Annotated in this window: 18 protein-coding genes and 1 pseudogene; 10 read left to right on the top strand and 9 right to left on the bottom strand. The window is 63.0% G+C overall.

The window, feature by feature from the left end; translation table 11 throughout:
- Positions 1 to 8: 8 nt before the first annotated feature.
- Genes K414_RS0105810 through K414_RS0105780 form a run of 7 tightly spaced genes read left to right on the top strand, consistent with a single transcriptional unit; the run spans position 9 to position 5,108 of the window.
- Positions 9 to 410, top strand: a complete 402-nt coding sequence (locus tag K414_RS0105810; protein WP_027495090.1) for a hypothetical protein — start codon at positions 9 to 11, stop codon at positions 408 to 410.
- Positions 411 to 450: 40 nt separating this feature from the next.
- Entirely contained in the window at positions 451 to 783 is a 333-nt protein-coding gene (locus tag K414_RS0105805; protein WP_152530364.1) for a hypothetical protein, read from the top strand.
- Between the two features lie 14 nt (positions 784 to 797).
- A complete protein-coding gene (locus K414_RS26135) occupies positions 798 to 1,280 on the top strand; it encodes a GNAT family N-acetyltransferase (RefSeq protein ID WP_032373444.1) in 483 nt (160 codons plus the stop codon).
- A gap of 9 nt (positions 1,281 to 1,289) precedes the next feature.
- Positions 1,290 to 2,045, top strand: coding sequence for a class I SAM-dependent methyltransferase (locus tag K414_RS0105795; protein ID WP_027495088.1), 756 nt, complete (start codon positions 1,290 to 1,292; stop codon positions 2,043 to 2,045).
- Entirely contained in the window at positions 2,042 to 2,581 is a 540-nt protein-coding gene (locus K414_RS0105790; RefSeq protein ID WP_027495087.1) for a hypothetical protein, read from the top strand. Before K414_RS0105795 ends, K414_RS0105790 begins: the two co-directional genes overlap by 4 nt.
- Before the next feature lie 43 nt (positions 2,582 to 2,624).
- On the top strand, positions 2,625 to 2,909 hold the full coding sequence (locus K414_RS0105785) for a DUF1490 family protein (protein ID WP_027495086.1): 285 nt from the start codon (positions 2,625 to 2,627) through the stop codon (positions 2,907 to 2,909).
- Between the two features lie 18 nt (positions 2,910 to 2,927).
- The gene (locus K414_RS0105780; protein ID WP_051364954.1) at positions 2,928 to 5,108 is read left to right on the top strand and encodes a cation-translocating P-type ATPase; all 2,181 of its coding nucleotides are present in this window, start codon (positions 2,928 to 2,930) and stop codon (positions 5,106 to 5,108) included.
- A gap of 46 nt (positions 5,109 to 5,154) precedes the next feature.
- On the opposite strand, the gene K414_RS0105775 is transcribed toward K414_RS0105780, so the two are convergent.
- The 7 genes from K414_RS0105775 to rpsF all read right to left on the bottom strand — a co-directional run bounded on the left by K414_RS0105775 (position 5,155) and on the right by rpsF (position 11,574).
- Positions 5,155 to 5,412: a DUF3297 family protein gene (locus K414_RS0105775; RefSeq protein WP_027495084.1), complete on the bottom strand. Its 258-nt coding sequence runs from the start codon at positions 5,410 to 5,412 to the stop codon at positions 5,155 to 5,157.
- Between the two features lie 89 nt (positions 5,413 to 5,501).
- Positions 5,502 to 6,896 (bottom strand): replicative DNA helicase, encoded by a 1,395-nt coding sequence (gene dnaB, locus K414_RS0105770; protein ID WP_027495083.1) that lies wholly within the window; start codon positions 6,894 to 6,896, stop codon positions 5,502 to 5,504.
- Positions 6,897 to 7,419: 523 nt separating this feature from the next.
- Positions 7,420 to 9,699: a bifunctional SulP family inorganic anion transporter/carbonic anhydrase gene (locus K414_RS0105765; RefSeq protein WP_027495082.1), complete on the bottom strand. Its 2,280-nt coding sequence runs from the start codon at positions 9,697 to 9,699 to the stop codon at positions 7,420 to 7,422.
- Positions 9,700 to 9,927: 228 nt separating this feature from the next.
- Positions 9,928 to 10,383 carry a 50S ribosomal protein L9 gene (gene rplI, locus K414_RS0105760; RefSeq protein WP_027495081.1) on the bottom strand — a complete coding sequence of 152 codons (456 nt, stop codon included), beginning with the start codon at positions 10,381 to 10,383 and terminating at the stop codon, positions 9,928 to 9,930.
- Between the two features lie 15 nt (positions 10,384 to 10,398).
- Positions 10,399 to 10,641, bottom strand: coding sequence for a 30S ribosomal protein S18 (gene rpsR, locus K414_RS0105755; protein ID WP_027495080.1), 243 nt, complete (start codon positions 10,639 to 10,641; stop codon positions 10,399 to 10,401).
- Positions 10,642 to 10,683: 42 nt separating this feature from the next.
- Positions 10,684 to 11,229: a single-stranded DNA-binding protein gene (locus K414_RS0105750; RefSeq protein ID WP_027495079.1), complete on the bottom strand. Its 546-nt coding sequence runs from the start codon at positions 11,227 to 11,229 to the stop codon at positions 10,684 to 10,686.
- A gap of 57 nt (positions 11,230 to 11,286) precedes the next feature.
- Positions 11,287 to 11,574, bottom strand: coding sequence for a 30S ribosomal protein S6 (gene rpsF / locus K414_RS0105745; protein ID WP_008711385.1), 288 nt, complete (start codon positions 11,572 to 11,574; stop codon positions 11,287 to 11,289).
- 161 nt (positions 11,575 to 11,735) lie between these two features.
- Here rpsF and K414_RS0105740 point away from each other — a divergent pair, with 161 nt between their 5' ends.
- The 3 genes and pseudogenes from K414_RS0105740 to K414_RS0105730 form a co-directional block, all read left to right on the top strand.
- A complete protein-coding gene (locus tag K414_RS0105740; RefSeq protein WP_027495078.1) occupies positions 11,736 to 13,139 on the top strand; it encodes a DUF2029 domain-containing protein in 1,404 nt (467 codons plus the stop codon).
- Positions 13,140 to 13,191: 52 nt separating this feature from the next.
- Positions 13,192 to 13,890 (top strand): response regulator transcription factor, encoded by a 699-nt coding sequence (locus tag K414_RS0105735; protein ID WP_048318943.1) that lies wholly within the window; start codon positions 13,192 to 13,194, stop codon positions 13,888 to 13,890.
- 265 nt (positions 13,891 to 14,155) lie between these two features.
- Positions 14,156 to 14,386: pseudogene (locus K414_RS0105730) on the top strand (helix-turn-helix transcriptional regulator); the annotation flags it as partial.
- Between the two features lie 31 nt (positions 14,387 to 14,417).
- Here the strand turns inward: K414_RS0105730 and K414_RS0105725 are convergent.
- Complete coding sequence (locus tag K414_RS0105725) at positions 14,418 to 15,515, bottom strand: DUF475 domain-containing protein (RefSeq protein ID WP_027495075.1); 1,098 nt, start codon at positions 15,513 to 15,515, stop codon at positions 14,418 to 14,420.
- A gap of 125 nt (positions 15,516 to 15,640) precedes the next feature.
- The gene (locus K414_RS0105720; protein ID WP_027495074.1) at positions 15,641 to 16,216 is read right to left on the bottom strand and encodes a TerD family protein; all 576 of its coding nucleotides are present in this window, start codon (positions 16,214 to 16,216) and stop codon (positions 15,641 to 15,643) included.
- Positions 16,217 to 16,387 lie beyond the last annotated feature (171 nt).

Raw genomic sequence — 16,387 nt, 5'->3', positions numbered from 1 at the left:
ATTATGAGGTGGGCGAATCCTCTGCAGTGGAGCTGAGTCTCGACGACATTCGGGAGGTTGTGGCCTTCGCAGTTGCCTGTGCCCGTCGGGCCTTGCCGATTTGCGAGGTCTCGCACTCGAACGATCTCCGTCCTTGCGCGGCCACCGACGCCGCCCTTGCTGCCATGCATGCAGCTGGGGCCGCCTTCCTCCATCCGCTGTACAGCTCGCATCAGGTCAAGCATATTCTTGGTTCTGCCGTCCATCTCGAGCTGACGGACTCCAAAGCTGTTGCGAAGCAGATCGAATGGATCCATACACAAGCCGATGCAACATTCCGGTCGGTCCTTAGACGGTTTCCACAACCGGCCTCAGGGCGCACCACGTTCGGCAAGCTCCTGGCGCAGCTCGATAGCGAATTGCGTCGCTGAGCCATTGCCCTGATCCATCGGCGATGACAGCATGGAACACATGAGTCGACGTCCGTGGGTCCGGTACCTGTACGTCGCTTGGATGGCCTGGATTGCGTTCATTCTGATTTCCGACGTGATCTCAGAACCCTCGACCTGGGACTGGATCCAGCTGTCACTTGCGGGTGTAGCCATCCCCTGGCTGGTGTACAGCCATCTGCGTCCCGAAAGAGCCAGCGTCGACAAGATCGGACCCGAGGCCGTACCCGCCGAGGATGTCGAAGCGTTAGTGGAAGAACGCGGCAGAACTGTCTACGCCATCAAAGCGCTGCGAGAGATGCATCCCGGCCTCGGTCTGCTCGACGCCAAGAATCTCGTTCAACCGGATCACTGACAGGGGAGAAGTCGATGACATCGGTCAGCGGTACACGTGCCGTCCAGGATCCCGCCGAATTCATCGAGGCCGCAACCCTGTTGATCGATTTCAATCGCGAGTACGACTACCCGGTGCCCGAGCCGGATTGGCTTGCATCACATCTCGACACTCTGGTGAAGTCCGGCGACACCAGCGTGCTGACGTTTGGGACTCCCGCCATCGGTGTAGCGGTTGTGCGTTTTCGGATCGGGAGTTTGAGCGCAGACATGGAGGCCTATCTCGCCGAGTTCTACATCCAGCCCGGGCTGCGCGGGAAAGGCTACGGCACAACCTTTCTCGACAATGTCATCGAGCACGCACGCGGTAGGGGTGCGACCTATATGGACCTCAATACCTCGGAAGACGACGAGGCAGCCCGCCACGTGTACGAGAAGCGCGGCTTCGACTGTCACGAAGGACGCGGCGAGGGACCAAAGGCTCTCTACTACGAACTCGAGCTCGAACCGGACGGGTAACGTGACCTTATGGTTAGCCGAGATAACAGCTCGACGTCGTTCGGGACCGCCGCCGAGGTGTATGAATCTGCTCGTCCCGAATACCCGTCGGACGCAGTCGCGTGGATGTTGGAGCCCACTCTCGCGTCCGATCGTCGTCCACGAGTCGCTGACGTCGGTGCCGGCACGGGCAAGCTCACGCGCAGCATCGTTGCCGCTGGTTGCGACGCCATTGCCGTCGACCCTGATAACGCCATGCTCGACGCCCTGCGGATCGCGGTACCGGGTGTCCCGACCAAGGTCGGTACTGCCGAGTCCCTCCCAATAGACGACGAGAGTCTCGATGGAGTGCTGCTTGGACAGGCCTGGCACTGGGTCGATCCAGTGGCCGCGTCACGCGAGATCGGACGGGTCCTGCGCCCTGGCGGTGTGCTGGGATTGATCTGGAACATTCGCGACGAGTCGCAGCCCTGGGTTCGACGCCTCAACTCCGTGGTCTCACGTGGTGGAGCGATGGCCATGTTCGACGACGGTCCGCCACCAATAGCGGAGCCCTTCGATCATCTCGAAGAGCGACGATGGGCGTGGTCTCGCACGGTGAACCGATCGCTGTTGACCGACCTGGTTCGATCGCGCAGTTTCTACATCACCGCGACGGCCGACGAGCGCAACGGCATAGATCAGAATCTCGCCACCTTGTTCGACGAGCTAGGGCTGCATGGGGATACAACGATCGACCTGCCATACGTGACCAGAGCTTTCCGATCCACAAGGCCGAACCGATGACATCTGAAATCGATTCGTTCGCAGTCGAATCAGGCGATCCAATCGTGGGAATCGGCGCACTACTCGTCGACGACGGATCGATCCGCCTCACGCCCAATGCCCCCGACGAGCGGGCAGCGACCCTGAGCGCAGTGACCATCCCGGTGACGGGACGTAACTCCGTCATGCCATCGGGTGGGTGGGTGTCGCTGAGCGGCACGTTGCTCGACGGAGCCATCGAAGCCGACGTGATCGACGGCATCGACAGGCCCGAATATCCGGGGGAACCCGCACTGCGCATTCCTGGTCCGGCCGGGGGCGCCTGGACCAACCATGCCGTCCTGGAGGCTGTAAAGCAGAGCGAGTCGGATCTTCGTAACGCGTCAGGGGCGTATCGCGACAGCGACGGAACACTGGTGGTCACATTGGAGTATTTGTACCTCGATCGAAGGGCCTACCAGTGGCTCGCCCAACCTCACCCGGGCCCGATCAACGTATGGGTGGCCCTGCGCCCCGGGGACCCCGCAAGTCGCCATGATCACATGAAACGAATATGATTCCCAATAAGTGGGTACCGGTTCGAATACGAGGAGCTACAACATGGCGTTTCCGATCATCGTCGCGAAGGCAGTATCGACGGTCGTGACGGGTGCAGTCGGCGTCGCCGCATACAACGGTGCCAAGAAGCTGTACGAGAAGGCCCCCGTCCGCAAGGCTGCGGTGTCGGCCACCGAACTCGGTCTGCGCGCAGCGCGCAAGGCCGAGGTTCACGCGGAATCGGCCCGACTGGCCGTGTCCGACGTCGTCGCCGAGGCCCGGGACCGGATCGGTGAAGAGGTTCAGCCGCCCACGGCCTCCGATGCAGGCCACGGCCACGCGCACTGACCGGGACTGCTTCCGATTATGACGACCCTCGCCCAACGCCCCCTCGACATCGACGCGACGCAGGCAGACGGCATCGAGATCCTCTCCGACGCCGCCGGCCGTATGCGCCTTCGCGTCGACTGGCTCCGCTCGAGCCCGGGCCGTGCTGTCGCGGTCGAGGACCATGTGGACAAGATCCGCGGAGTGCGCGCCGTTCATGCGTACCCGCGGACGGCGTCGGTCGTCATCTGGTACTCCCGCACACGAATCGACAGGGCCGAACTCTTCGACGCAGTGAACGCGGGGCGCTCGACGAATTGGGCCCTGGTACCGGTCCGTAGTCCGCGCTCAGCTGACGTCACCAGCGGCGACGTGCTGCGGATGACCATCGGCGGCGCGACACTGGTCCTTCTCGGTCTTCGCCGCTACGCGTTCCGTCGGCCGCCCATCCTCGGCCCCACCAGCCGTCTCGTTGCCACCGGCGCAACGATCTTCACCGGCTACCCGTTCCTCAAGGGAGCCGTGCGCTCGCTGGCCGGCAACAGGACGGCAGGAACCGACGCACTCGTCAGCGCCGCAACCGTGGCCAGCCTCGTGTTGCGCGAGAACGTCGTCGCCCTCACCGTGCTGTGGCTCCTGAACATCGGCGAGTACCTGCAGGAATTGACCCTCAAGCGAACTCGACGCGCGATCTCAGATCTGTTGACCGGCACACAGGACACCGCCTGGATCAGGCTGCCCGACGGCTCCGAGATCTCCGTCGACGTCGATCGACTCGAGATCGGCGACGAGGTCGTCGTGCACGACCACGTGGGCGTTCCCGTCGACGGCACCGTGGTCGACGGTGACGCGGTGGTGGATCAGTCCGCGATCACCGGCGAGACCTTGCCGGTATCGATCGTCGCCGGAGACCGTATTCATGCGGGATCCGTCGTCGTCCGTGGCCGCCTCGTCGTGCGCGCATCCGCCGTCGGTCGCGACACAACGATCGGCCGCATCATTTCTCGCGTCGAGGAGGCGCAGGAAGATCGTGCACCGATTCAGACTGTAGGAGAGAACTTTTCACGACGCTTCGTCCCCGCGTCCTTCATCCTGTCGGCGCTGACTCTCGTCGTCACCCGGGATGTACGACGTGCCATGACGATGCTGCTCGTGGCGTGCCCGTGCGCGGTCGGGTTGTCCACGCCGACCGCCATCAGCGCAGCCATCGGAAACGGTGCCCGCAGAGGCATTCTCATCAAGGGCGGATCTCACCTCGAACAGGCCGGCAGGGTCGACGCCTTTGTGTTCGACAAGACCGGAACCCTCACGGTGGGACGCCCAGTGGTGACCAATGTCGTTTCGTTTCAGGACGATTGGGAACCCGAGCAGGTGCTGGCCTACGCGGCGAGCTCCGAGATCCACTCTCGACATCCTCTGGCAGAGGCTGTCATTCGGAGTACCGAGGAACGACACATCGTCATCCCGCCGCACGAGGAGTGCGAGGTGATCGTCGGACTCGGCATGCGGACGGTCGCAGACGGACGGACGCTGCTCCTGGGCAGTCCATCTCTCCTACGCAGCGAGGACGTCGCGGTGTCCGAGGATGCGCAGCAATGGGTTTCGCGACTGCAGGATGAGGCCGAGACTCCGCTGCTGTTGGCCGTCGACGGCGTACTCGTCGGCTTGATCAGTCTCCGCGACGAAGTCCGTACCAACGCATCGGCCGTTCTGAACGCGCTCCGTGCCGACGGTGTCGAACGCATCATCATGCTCACCGGCGACCACCCGAAGACAGCGGCGGCGGTCGCCGCGGAACTCGGTATCACCGAGTGGCGGGCCGAAGTGATGCCTGACGAAAAGCTCGAAGCCGTCCGAGAACTGCAGGACGCAGGTTACGTCGTGGCGATGGTCGGTGACGGCACCAACGATGCTCCTGCGTTGGCCGTCGCCGATATCGGAATCGCAATGGGATTGGCGGGCACCGACGTTGCCGTCGAGACCGCGGACGTGGCACTGGCGAGCGACGACTTGTCGCGTCTGCTCGACGTACGTGACCTCGGCCGGCACTCGGTGTCGGTCATCCGTCAGAACTACGGAATGTCCATCGCCGTCAACGCTCTCGGCTTGGCGGTCAGCGCCGGTGGTGCGCTGTCCCCAGTGCTGGCGGCAATCCTGCACAACGCCTCGTCGGTCGCGGTGGTCGGCAACAGTTCGCGATTGATCCGATACCGACTCTGATCAGTAGGTACCGAACGCCAGGGCGAGGTGTCCGGTACCTACTTCGCTATTTTGCGTCGCGGAAGTACGGTTCGACCGTGCCCTTGAGCTTGACGAGCATGGGGTTTCCGTAGCGATCCTTCGCGGTCGGGACCTCGACACGCACCCAACCCTCGGCCACGTTGTATTCGCGAATGCTCGTCTTCTCGACGCCGTTGAAGCGAATGCCCACGTCGCGGCGAAGAACCTCTTCGTTGTAGAAGCGGCTGCTCGGATCGATCGAGAGATGGTTCGGTGGAACGTCTGTGTTCTGGTCCTCGGGCATGATTACTTTCGTCGATGTGCTGCGTTGGGTGCTGGGGTCTGAACCCCATGAAGAATACGCGACCCAGCGTTGGACCAGCGCCGCTGTCCCTAGCCCCGTGCCATGTCCACGAATCTGGACAGGTGCAGCTGGTGCGCCACAGTGATTGTCGCCGTCGGACCGTTACGGTGCTTGCCGAGGATCAGGTCGGCCTCGCCGCCGCGGGGGTCGTCTCGCTCGATGGCGTCGGGGCGGTGCAGCAGAATCACCATATCGGCGTCCTGCTCCAGCGAGCCGGACTCACGGAGGTCCGAGACCATGGGCTTCTTGTCGGTTCGCTGCTCAGGACCACGGTTGAGCTGGCAGACCGCGACCACCGGGCATTCGAGTTCCTTGGCCAACAGCTTGAGCTGACGGGAGAAGTCCGAGACCTCCTGCTGACGGGATTCGACCTTCTTGCCGGACGACATCAGCTGAAGGTAGTCCACCACAATGAGTTTGAGGCCGTTGCGCTGCTTGAGGCGTCGCGCCTTGGCTCGAATTTCCATCATCGTCAGGTTGGGCGAATCGTCGACGAAGAGCGGTGCTTCGCTGATCTCGCTCATGCGACGGGCCAGCTTGGTCCAGTCGTCGTCAGTCATCTTTCCGGAACGCATGTCGCCGAGCTTGATCTTGGCCTCTGCGGACAGCAGACGCATGACGATCTCGGTGCGACTCATCTCCAGAGAGAAGATGACACTGGGCATGCCGTGCTTGATGGAGCACGAACGCATGAAATCCATACTTAGGGTAGACTTACCTACGCCGGGCCTTGCCGCGACGATAATCATCTGACCAGGGTGAAGACCGTTGGTGATCTCGTCGAGTTCGGCGAATCCCGTCGGCACGCCGAGGGAGATGCCGCCGCGGCTGGCGATGGAGTCGATTTCGTCCATCGTGGGCTGCAGCAACTCTTCGAGGGGGAGGAAGTCCTCGGAGGTGCGTCGCTCGGTGACCTCGTACACCTCTGCCTGTGCGCGGTCGACGACCTCGGCGACGTCCTGACCGTCGGCTCCGGCGTAACCGAACTGCACGATGCGGGTACCGGCTTGCACGAGCCGCCGGAGAATGGACTTCTCCGCCACGATCTCGGCGTAGTACCCGGCGTTGGCGGCGGTGGGCGTCGTCTGAGTCAGCGTGATCAGGTACGGCGGGCCGCCGATGCGCTTGAGCTCGCCGCGGCGATCCAGCTCGGCCGAGACGGTCACCGGGTCGGCAGGCTCACCGCGGCTGTAGAGGTCGAGAATGGCGTCGTAGACGTTCTGGTGTGCCGGCCGGTAGAAGTCGCCCGGACGGAGCACCTCGAGCACGTCGGCGATGGCATCCTTGCTCAGCAGCATGCCGCCCAACACGGACTGTTCGGCGGCCATGTCCTGTGGCGGCTGTCGCCCGAAGTCTTCGCCCGGACCTTCGCTGGACGAGGAGCCGGAGTAGTCGGACTGTCCTCGATCGTCCACAACTGCCACGCGAACCGGCCGTCCTCTCCCCATAGTCCGAGCACGGCCGGATAACACCCGGACGTGCGGTCAAGCAAGTTCTACCCCCGGGCACCGACAGGTCCTGTTCGGTACCGGATCCGCGCTGCCCCGGCACCGTTCGACGGCATCGAGAGAGACGCTGGAGGGACGTTAAGCGGTATCGCCAGGAGTCACAACACAGGCTGTGGATGGATCTGTGGATGAAATGTGGACGAGGTTGAACAACGGTGTTGACCGTCTGGGGATAACCTGGGTATAACTTTTGGACTTTGCACCATTCCCGCACGTCAAGGCGTGTACATAAAGTTTTTTGCCTGTGCATCGTTCTGGGGGCGGCGTGTCGGCCGAATTGACAACTCGGGCGTGTTGAGTAAATGCCGAGTGAACTCCGCGGTGAAGTACGTCACACCGGCTGGAAATTGGCACCGAAACAGTCTTAGTGCTGGTTTTCGAGCCGAGAGGCCCGATCCCCGTCGGGAATCGGGCCCTCGTACTTCGCTCGAACAGGCCGTCAGAGATCGGCCTTCTGCGGGCACAGCGCCGGGTCGAGAACCGTGATCTCCTTCGTACCGATCTGCAGCACCCGGGCCGACGGGATGTCGAAGAAGAGGCCGGTGATCCGCAGACGACCCTCCGCGTTCGCGCGTCCCACCACCCGGTGGCGGGTCAACGTCTGCAGCTGCACCGCGACATTGACCATCGCGAGCTGGTCGGCCTCGCCGAAGCCCAGCTCCGCCGCTTGGCGGCCCACCGGGTGCCCACTGCGGAACGCGTCCAGGCTGGCCCTTCCGTGCCCGAGCCACTCGGCCACCGACGGGTCGGCGGCATTCTCCGCCCCGCCGAGAATCGCCTTCATGGCACCGCAACCGGAATGGCCACACACCACGACCGACGACGTACCCACTTCGTCGACGCCGAAGGCAAGAGCTGCCTCCACCGAACAATCCTGACCTTGGGTGGGGATCATGTTGCCGACGTTACGCACGGTGAACAGGTCACCGGGGCCGCTGCTGGTGATCGTGTTCGGCATGACGCGTGAGTCGACGCAGCAGAGGAACAGCGTGTCCGGGTCCTGAGACTCGGTCAGACCTTCCAGGTGCGGACGAATGTTGGGGGCATGAGTGCGGTGGTATTCGGCCACTCCGCTCAACACCGGACGCAGAGCGGCAGGCGAATCCTCCTGCGTGTCGTCGCTCTTGAGCTGCCACGCCCGCCACGGTGCCAACGAGCTGCGCACCGTGGCAGATCCGCGCCGCGGTGGCCCTTCGGTGGCCGCAGCCATCGACGCCGTGCCCACCTCCTCGACGCGCACGGAACCACCGGTCGCTTCGTGTTGGCGGACCCACTCGTTCAACGCGTCGTGCACAGCATGGTCGAGGAAGTCGACTCCGAGATGGACGGTGACCGACGTGCCTGCGGGCACCGTGGCCAACACACGAGTCAGTCGCGGCAGCGCGAGGAAGCTCAGCGAGCCCTCCATCGTCACCCGCCAGGTTCCGTCGACCGTTTCCTCGGCCCGAATCTTCGCCAGCACCACGCGTCGCAGAACCAGGATGATCGAGAGCGCCAGGCCGATCAGCACTCCCTCGAGCAGGTTGAGCGCGACGACACCCAGCACCGTGACTGCGTAGACAGCGATGTCACCGGTCTTGTTCGCGATCTTGATGTCGGCCAGTTTGATGAGCTGCACACCGATCATCACGAGCAACCCGGCGAGCGCCGCGAAGGGCACGAGCTCGACGATCGAGATGAACAGCACCGAGAAGATCAGGATCCACACGCCGTGCAGAATCGCCGACGCACGAGACTTGGCACCGACCTTGACGTTGGTCGCGCTACGCACGATGACGCCGGTGATCGGCAGGCCACCGATGGCACCGGAGGCCATGTTGCCCGCACCCTGCGCCATCAATTCGCGGTCGAAGTTGGTGCGCTCACCGCTGTGCATCTTGTCGACGGCCACAGCGGACAGCAGGCTCTCGACGCTGGCGATCAGCGCGATGGTGATGACACCGGTGGCGAATGCACCCCACTGACCGTCGGGCATGATCGGGAAGCTCAGAGACTCGATGAGGTTGCCCGGCAACTCGATTCGCTCGACGTCGAGCGAGAAGAAGATCGAGACCGCGGTTGCAGTGACCACTGCAACCAGTGCCGCAGGCACTTTGGAAACCTTGGCCATCACACTGGACACGCCGGCCAGTCGCGGCCACGAGAACATCAGCACGACGACGATGCCGCCGACGACGATGGACGGCCATTGGCCGTCGGCCACGGAACGCGGAATGGCGAGGAGGTTCTGCACCGCGGAGCTTTCGGACTCTCCACCGAGCAGCACGTGAATCTGTTGCAGCGCAATGGTTATACCGATGCCGGCGAGCATCGCGTGAACGACCACCGGCGAAATGGCAAGTGCACTACGAGCAATGCGGCTCATGCCCAGAAGAACCTGGACGAGGCCGGCCAACACCGTGATGGCACATGTTGTGGCCCAACCGAATTGGTTGACCAACTCGGCGACCACCACAGTCAGACCCGCAGCCGGACCACTGACCTGCAACGGCGATCCGCCGAGAATACCGGCGAGAATGCCGCCGACCACAGCGGCGATGAGGCCGGCCATGATGGGAGCGCCGGAGGCGACAGCGATACCGATCGAAAGTGGCACTGCCACAAGGAAAACGACCAGCGAGGCCGGTAGGTCGTACTTGATTATCGACCCGACCCGAGACGGCGGCTCGGATCGGGTCTTCGGACTGGGTTCTGAATCGTGCTCTGCTGTCGTTGTCACGGCAGTTCCTCCGGGCGTCTAGGCGTCAGGTCGGTCGATCGTGTTCCGGCTTGGAATGTCGCCCCCAAGTAAAGGGTACGCAAACCTCGGCCGAAGGTGGCACCGAGAGAGATCCTTCACAATTTGGAAACCGTTGTGACAGTTGAATTTTGTGAGATGGCACGAAAAAACCCCACGAACCGAAGTTCGTGGGGTTTCTTGCAGCCGTTTCGGGCCGAAAGCTGAAAATCAGCTTCCGACGACCTCCAGCTTGAACTTGGCGGTCACGTCGGGATGCAGGTTCACGACGATGTCGTGCTTGCCCGTGCTCTTGACGTGAGCCTTCGGCAGATCGATGCTGCGCTTGTCGACGACCGGTCCACCGGCAGCCTTGAGTGCAGAAGCGACGTCCGACGCGGTGACCGAGCCGAACAGCTTGCCCGAGTCGCCGGCAGTCTTGACAGACAGCGTGACGGACTCGAGGCCCTCGATGGCCTGCTTGAGCTCGTTGGCGTGCTCGAGGCCGCGAACGGCCCGAGCTTCCTGAGCGCGGCGAATGCCGTCGACCTGCTTCTGAGCTCCACGGGTGGCCTGGATGGCCAATCCGCGGGGCAGCAGGAAGTTACGGCCGTAGCCGTCCTTGACCTCTACGGTGTCGCCAGGCGCACCGAGGTTGTCCACATCAGCGGTGAGGATCAGTTTCATACCAATCGCCCCTTTCTATCGAGCCGTCGCGGCGTAAGGCAGCAGTGCTACCTCACGCGAGTTCTTCACGGCAACGGCCACGTCACGCTGATGCTGGACGCAGTTGCCGGTGACACGGCGAGCACGGATCTTTCCGCGATCGCTGACGTACTTACGCAGCAACGTCGTGTCCTTGTAATCGATCGCCGTGTTCTTTTCCTTGCAGAAGGAACACGCCTTCTTCTTGAGCACCTTGTCGCGCAATGGCGGTTTGGGCATGGGTCTTTCTCCGTTACATCTGGTTGTTCTCGATCGAAGGATCTAGAACGGTGGCTCTTCGTCTCCGCCACGTCCGCCGAAGGAGCCCGACGCCGCCGGGGCACTGCCCCAGGGATCGTCTCCACCGGAACCGGAGTTGGACGAGGAGTTCGAGCGGCCGCCGCCCGATCCGCCGGAGGAACCCGAGCCGGAGTTGAAGCCGCCTCCGCCGCCACCTCCACCGCGATTGGCCTTGTTGACCTTTGCGGTGGCGTAGCGAAGTGAAGGTCCGATCTCGTCGACTTCGAGCTCGACGACTGTCCGCTTCTCACCCTCGCGCGTCTCGTACGAACGCTGCCGCAGCCGTCCGCTCACGATCACTCGTGAGCCTCGGGTCAGACTCTCGGCAACGTTCTCCGCTGCCTCGCGCCAGATGTTGCAGCGCATGAAGAGCGCGTCGCCGTCTTTCCATTCGTTCGTCTGACGATCGAATGTGCGCGGGGTGGATGCAACCGTGAAGTTGGCAACTGCCGCACCGGCGGGGGTGAATCGAAGTTCTGGATCAGCCGTCAAGTTTCCGATGACGGTGATGACGGTCTCGCCTGCCATGGTTCCTCTTTCAGTAGTAAGCGTTGTGAGTGCCAGCCTAGGGCCGGACACCGACAATTACTTGCCCTGTCGCAGGACCTTCGTACGCAACACGGACTCGTTGAGTCCGAGCTGACGATCCAGCTCGCTGACGGTGGCAGGCTCGGCGTTGAGGTTCACAACGGCGTAGATGCCCTCGGCATGCTTGAGGATCTCGTAAGCCAGACGACGCTTGCCCCATACATCGACCTTGTCGACGGTGCCGCCATCCTTGCGAACGACGTTGAGGAACGTATCGAGCGACGGAGCGACAGTGCGCTCGTCCAGATTGGGGTCGAGAATGACCATCAATTCGTAATGACGCATAAGACCTCATCACCTCCTGTGGACTAGTGAAAACGGCCACGGACTATCCGTGGCAGGAGGGTCGTTGCGTCAGCAACCCCTCGAAGATACACGACAGGGCCCTGACCTGCTAATTCCCTCTGGGCGCACAGTCGGGCATTCGCTCGTCATACTCTTGCACCATGCGATCCGGGGTCCGCGCCAGTCCGACGACGGTTGTCGTGGTCGTCGCGATGGCAGCAATCGGGTTGATTCTGGGATATCTGAACAAGGCCCGCTGCGCCGTCGCACCGTTCGACGAGTCCGGACGCAGCACGGTGTTCGACGTCATCAAGGACTCGTCCGTCTGCTACTCCGACATCCAGTTCCTGTGGCTCGGTCGCGATATCGACAATCACATATTTCCCTACATCCACGGGGCCATCACGAGCGACGGAATCCTCACCGGAGGGACGGTGGAGTATCCGGTTCTGAGCGGTCTGCTGATGTGGCTCGGCGCGATCCCGGCCCACACCGACGCGCAGTTCCTGTTGACCTCGGCACTGATCCTTGCGCCGTTCGGGCTTCTCACCGCCTGGATGCTCGGGCGGATGGCCGGATGGCCGGCGCTGCTGTGGTCCATCTCCCCACCCCTGGTGATGTATGCCTTCCACAACTGGGAGCTACCGGTCGTCGCCTCTGCGGTAGGCGCGATCTTCGTCATGACATTGCCGATTGCATTGCGACGCAAGGCAATTGTGGCTTCGGTACTGCTGGCGATCGGATTCTGCCTCAAGATCTATCCAGGCGCGTTCGTGCTCCCTCTCATTGCCTATGTCGTCACCGGCGGAACGAACGGTCGAGAAAAACCGGAGACCGTCCGTGGCCGCTACGACATACGCGGCGGCCTGCAGGTCGCCGGAGCCGCGATCGCCACCGTCGTCGCTGTCAACCTGCCGTTCGCCGTCATCGGTTACGAGGGCTGGCGCGCGTCGTTCACCTTCCAGTCGCTGCGCCAGGCGGACCTGACGACCAACTCCATCTGGTACTGGGGGCTGCGTCACCTCTACGTCAACGACCGCATGACGCCCGACGCGTACAACGACGCCGAAGCGTCGTTCCAGAAAGTCGTCGACGTGGCTTCGCCGCTCCTGGTGTTCGTCGCGTTCGCGCTCGCGCTGTGGCTCGGCTTCCGGCGCGCGAACGTGATCGGCACGTATCCCTGGGTCGCAGTGAGCGGGTCGATGCTGTGCGGCTTCATGCTGCTGCACAAGGTGCACTCACCCCAGTACACGCTGTGGCTGCTTCCCTTCCTCGTGTTGCTTCGGATCCCCTGGGGGATCGTCGCCGCGTACTTGATGGTCGATCTGTCGATGGGGATCGGCGTGTTCAAGTACTTCGCTGCACTGGCCTCCGGCGTCGACGCCAACGACGAGGAATTCTTCGTCCTCGTCGGAGTGTGGGGGCGAGCACTGCTGCTGGTGGTGCTGTTCGTGATGTTCGCCCGCGCTCGCCTGCGGTTTGCCCAACCGGGCGAAACCGACTCGGAGTCGGTAACGTCGCCTCGTTCGTCGACGACATCTGTGACGGCATCACCGAGGCACTAGAGCTTCGGGAAACAGGGCGCTGGGGAAATAGCGCGCAGAGCGGGGCGGGGACATGGCACAGGTGTCGCAATCTCAGGGAAGTACCGAGGACGGCACTGCCGCGGTACGTCGCATCGGTTTGATCGAGGACCACGAATCCGTCGCGCTCGGCCTCAAGGCCATGCTGGCGGACGAACCCGATCTCGATCTCGTGATCATGGCCTCCACCGTGGACGAATTGCTCGCCCACCGAGAGCAGCTCGACCTGGTGGTACTCGATCTGCGCCTCGGCGACGGATCGTCTCCGCGCTCGAACGTGGAACAGTTGCACGCCGCAGGATCACGAGTGCTGGTGTACACCGGTGCCGAGAACGCATTCCTGGTTCGGTCCGCGGCACGCGCGGGAGTGCTCGGCGTGGTGCGCAAGTCCGCGCCCGCATCGGCCATCGTGTCCGCGATCCGGCGAGCCGCGAGCGGCGGGCAGGTGGTCACCACGGACTGGGCCGCGGCGATCGACGGCGATCCACAACTGCCCGACGTCGGTCTGAGCCCACGTCAACGCGAGGTGCTCGCCCTCTACGCGTCGGGCGAGAAGGCAGGACGCGTCGCCCGCCTGGCCGGACTGTCGGAACAGACCGTGAACGACTACCTCGTGCGCATCCGCAACAAATACGCCGAGGCGGGGCGTCCGGCACCGACCAAAACCGACCTGTACAAACGCGCGGTCGAAGACGGCTGGCTCCCGATGCCCGAGCTCCCCTCGCAGGACTGATGACCGGTTGGAACGCGATTCATGACGCATCCTCGGAGTTGACGGTTCAAATGCCCATAGAAATCAGGGCAGCGAGTCTGTGATCGACCTGTGAGAATGAGTCGACTCAGGTTTAGACCGTCTCAACCTGCCTCGGCCCTTGGGAGAACTGATGTCCGCACTGCTCGATCCCATGCCCTCGGAACACAGCGACTCCATCTCTGCCGCACCGCTCGCTCGCGGACTGATCAGCCTGGTGCCGCCCGCTGAGCAGAGAGACAAGTTCCCCACGCGGCCCGGCCTGACCGACCGTGAGATCGAGGTACTGCTCTGCTGGATTCGCCTCGACTCCAAGACCGAGGTCGCGAAGGCACTGTTCCTGTCGCTGGGAACCGTCAACACCCACTTGACGCGCATCCGCGCGAAATACACCTCTGTCGGACGGTCCGCCCCGACCAAGGCCGCCCTGGTGGCCCGGGCCCTGCAGGACGGACTCGTCGACATCTCGGAGCTGTAAGTCTTCGAGCTGTTGCGGTTCGAAGCGAAGGTCAGACGTGGACTTCGGTGTCCACGCCTTCGCTCTCGAGACGCTTGTTGCGTCGGATGCTGCTGATCAGTGCGGCACCGATGAAGAGGATTCCGACGAAGCCGGTGATCAGTTCGTTGATGTGCACGCCGATCGACACGAGCAGGATGATGGCCAAGGCACCGATTGCCCAGTGCGCGCCGTGCTCGAGGTAGACGTAGTCCGACAACGTTCCCTTGCGAACGAGGAACACCGTGATCGAGCGAACGAACATGGCACCGATGAAGCCGAGGCCGAGCGCGATGATGATCGGGTCCGCGGTGATGGCGAAGGCTCCGATGACACCGTCGAACGAGAACGACGCGTCGAGGACCTCGAGGTAGAGGAACAGGAAGAAACCGGCCTTGCCGGTCGCCTTCGCCAGTTCGCTCGGGCCGCCGGAGGACTCTTCGCCCTCTTCCTCGATGTGGAACAGTTCGCCGAGACCGTTGACGGCAATGTACGTGATCATGCCGAGCACGCCGGAGACCATGACGGTGGAAATCTTGTCGTCGTCGGCGAGGAATTCGGCGCTGAGCACGAGCAGCAGGCCCGCGACGACAACGGAGAGCTGATCGAGGCGACCGATCCGGGCGAGAGGCTTCTCCAGCCAGCTCAGCCACGTGATCTCGCGGTCCTCGAAGATGAAGCCGAGGAAGAGCATCAGCAGGAACATGCCGCCGAAGGCTGCGATCTGCGGATGTGCGTCGGTGAGGAGCGTTTCGTAGCTCGGCGAACCGTCAGGGAAGGTCGCGGCACCGTCGGCGGGCGGGTTGAGCGCCAGGTCGATGGCGGCGACCGGACCGAGGCCCGACGCAGCCCAGACGATGACCAGCGGGAACAGCAACCGCATGCCGAACACGGCGATGACGATGCCGATGGTGAGGAAGATCTTCTGCCAGAACTCACTCATCCGTCGCAACACGGTGGCGTTGATGACGGCGTTGTCGAAGGACAGGGACACTTCGAGCACGCCGAGGATGAGGACGAGAATCATCGCCTCGAGTCCGCCGTACAAGAAGGCCACGATGACGGACACGATGGTGACCGCAATCGACCAGCCGAAGATTCTCATAACCACGTCAGTGGCCTTTCTGGCTAGGAGCAGAGCCCGCAGGCGCGACCAAGTTGGGGGACGAAACGGAAAAACCCCCGCCCATCATGAATGACGAGGCGGGGGTATCCCCAATCTTAGGAGTGACTTTACTAGACGTTTACTCCGAAGTCCCGGGCGATGCCTGCGAGCCCGGATGCGTAGCCCTGGCCGACTGCGCGGAACTTCCACTCCGCGCCGTTGCGGTACAGCTCGCCGAAGACCATGGCGGTTTCGGTCGAGGCATCCTCGCTGAGGTCGTAGCGAGCGAGCTCGGAGTTGTCGGCCTGGTTGATGACGCGAATGAACGCGTTGCGCACCTGACCGAACGACTGCGAGCGAGCGTCCGCATCGTAGATCGACACGGGGAACGTGATGGTCTCGATCTCCGGCGGCACAGCGGCGAGATCGACCTTGATCTGCTCGTCGTCTCCGTCGCCTTCACCGGTCGTGTTGTCCCCGGTGTGCTCGATGGAGCCGTCGGGAGACTTCAAGTTGTTGAAGAACACGAAGTGCCCGTCGCTCAGGGCCTTCTTCGTCGAGTTCAATGCGATGGCGCTGGCATCGAGGTCGAAGTCGGTGCCCGTCGTCGTGCGGATGTCCCAACCGAGGCCGACCACGACCGCGGTCAGGTTCGGTGCTGCCTTGGTGAGCGAGACATTGCCACCCTTGCTGAGGCTGACGCCCATTGAGAGGTCCTTTCGCAATTGGTTTCCCGTTACGGGTACAACCGTAGTGGGAATGTCCGGTTTCTGGACGTACTCGACCAACGAGCGCGGTGATGCGGAGGTTCCCGTCGGTAGTATCGAACAGGTGACAAGTCGCTGGCCTGGGGTGTTTCGCCGAGGTTCCGAATCGGA

Source organism: Rhodococcus sp. JG-3 (assembly GCF_000482405.1).
Classification (GTDB): Bacteria; Actinomycetota; Actinomycetes; order Mycobacteriales; family Mycobacteriaceae; genus Rhodococcoides; species Rhodococcoides fascians.
The sequence above is the reverse complement of the archived record's forward strand: the minus strand, read 5'-3'. Positions and strand labels throughout refer to the sequence as shown.

Excerpts from the sequence above, each read along its gene's own strand:
- K414_RS0105805 (WP_152530364.1), top strand. The coding sequence starts at position 451 with ATGAGTCGACGTCCGTGGGTCCGGTACCTGTACGTCGCTTGGATGGCC.
- K414_RS26135 (WP_032373444.1), top strand. The coding sequence starts at position 798 with ATGACATCGGTCAGCGGTACACGTGCCGTCCAGGATCCCGCCGAATTC.
- K414_RS0105795 (WP_027495088.1), top strand. The coding sequence starts at position 1,290 with ATGGTTAGCCGAGATAACAGCTCGACGTCGTTCGGGACCGCCGCCGAG.
- K414_RS0105790 (WP_027495087.1), top strand. The coding sequence starts at position 2,042 with ATGACATCTGAAATCGATTCGTTCGCAGTCGAATCAGGCGATCCAATC.
- K414_RS0105785 (WP_027495086.1), top strand. The coding sequence starts at position 2,625 with ATGGCGTTTCCGATCATCGTCGCGAAGGCAGTATCGACGGTCGTGACG.
- K414_RS0105780 (WP_051364954.1), top strand. The coding sequence starts at position 2,928 with ATGACGACCCTCGCCCAACGCCCCCTCGACATCGACGCGACGCAGGCA.
- K414_RS0105775 (WP_027495084.1), bottom strand. The coding sequence starts at position 5,412 with ATGCCCGAGGACCAGAACACAGACGTTCCACCGAACCATCTCTCGATC.
- rplI (WP_027495081.1), bottom strand. The coding sequence starts at position 10,383 with ATGAAACTGATCCTCACCGCTGATGTGGACAACCTCGGTGCGCCTGGC.
- rpsR (WP_027495080.1), bottom strand. The coding sequence starts at position 10,641 with ATGCCCAAACCGCCATTGCGCGACAAGGTGCTCAAGAAGAAGGCGTGT.
- K414_RS0105750 (WP_027495079.1), bottom strand. The coding sequence starts at position 11,229 with ATGGCAGGCGAGACCGTCATCACCGTCATCGGAAACTTGACGGCTGAT.
- rpsF (WP_008711385.1), bottom strand. The coding sequence starts at position 11,574 with ATGCGTCATTACGAATTGATGGTCATTCTCGACCCCAATCTGGACGAG.
- K414_RS0105740 (WP_027495078.1), top strand. The coding sequence starts at position 11,736 with ATGCGATCCGGGGTCCGCGCCAGTCCGACGACGGTTGTCGTGGTCGTC.
- K414_RS0105735 (WP_048318943.1), top strand. The coding sequence starts at position 13,192 with ATGGCACAGGTGTCGCAATCTCAGGGAAGTACCGAGGACGGCACTGCC.
- K414_RS0105720 (WP_027495074.1), bottom strand. The coding sequence starts at position 16,216 with ATGGGCGTCAGCCTCAGCAAGGGTGGCAATGTCTCGCTCACCAAGGCA.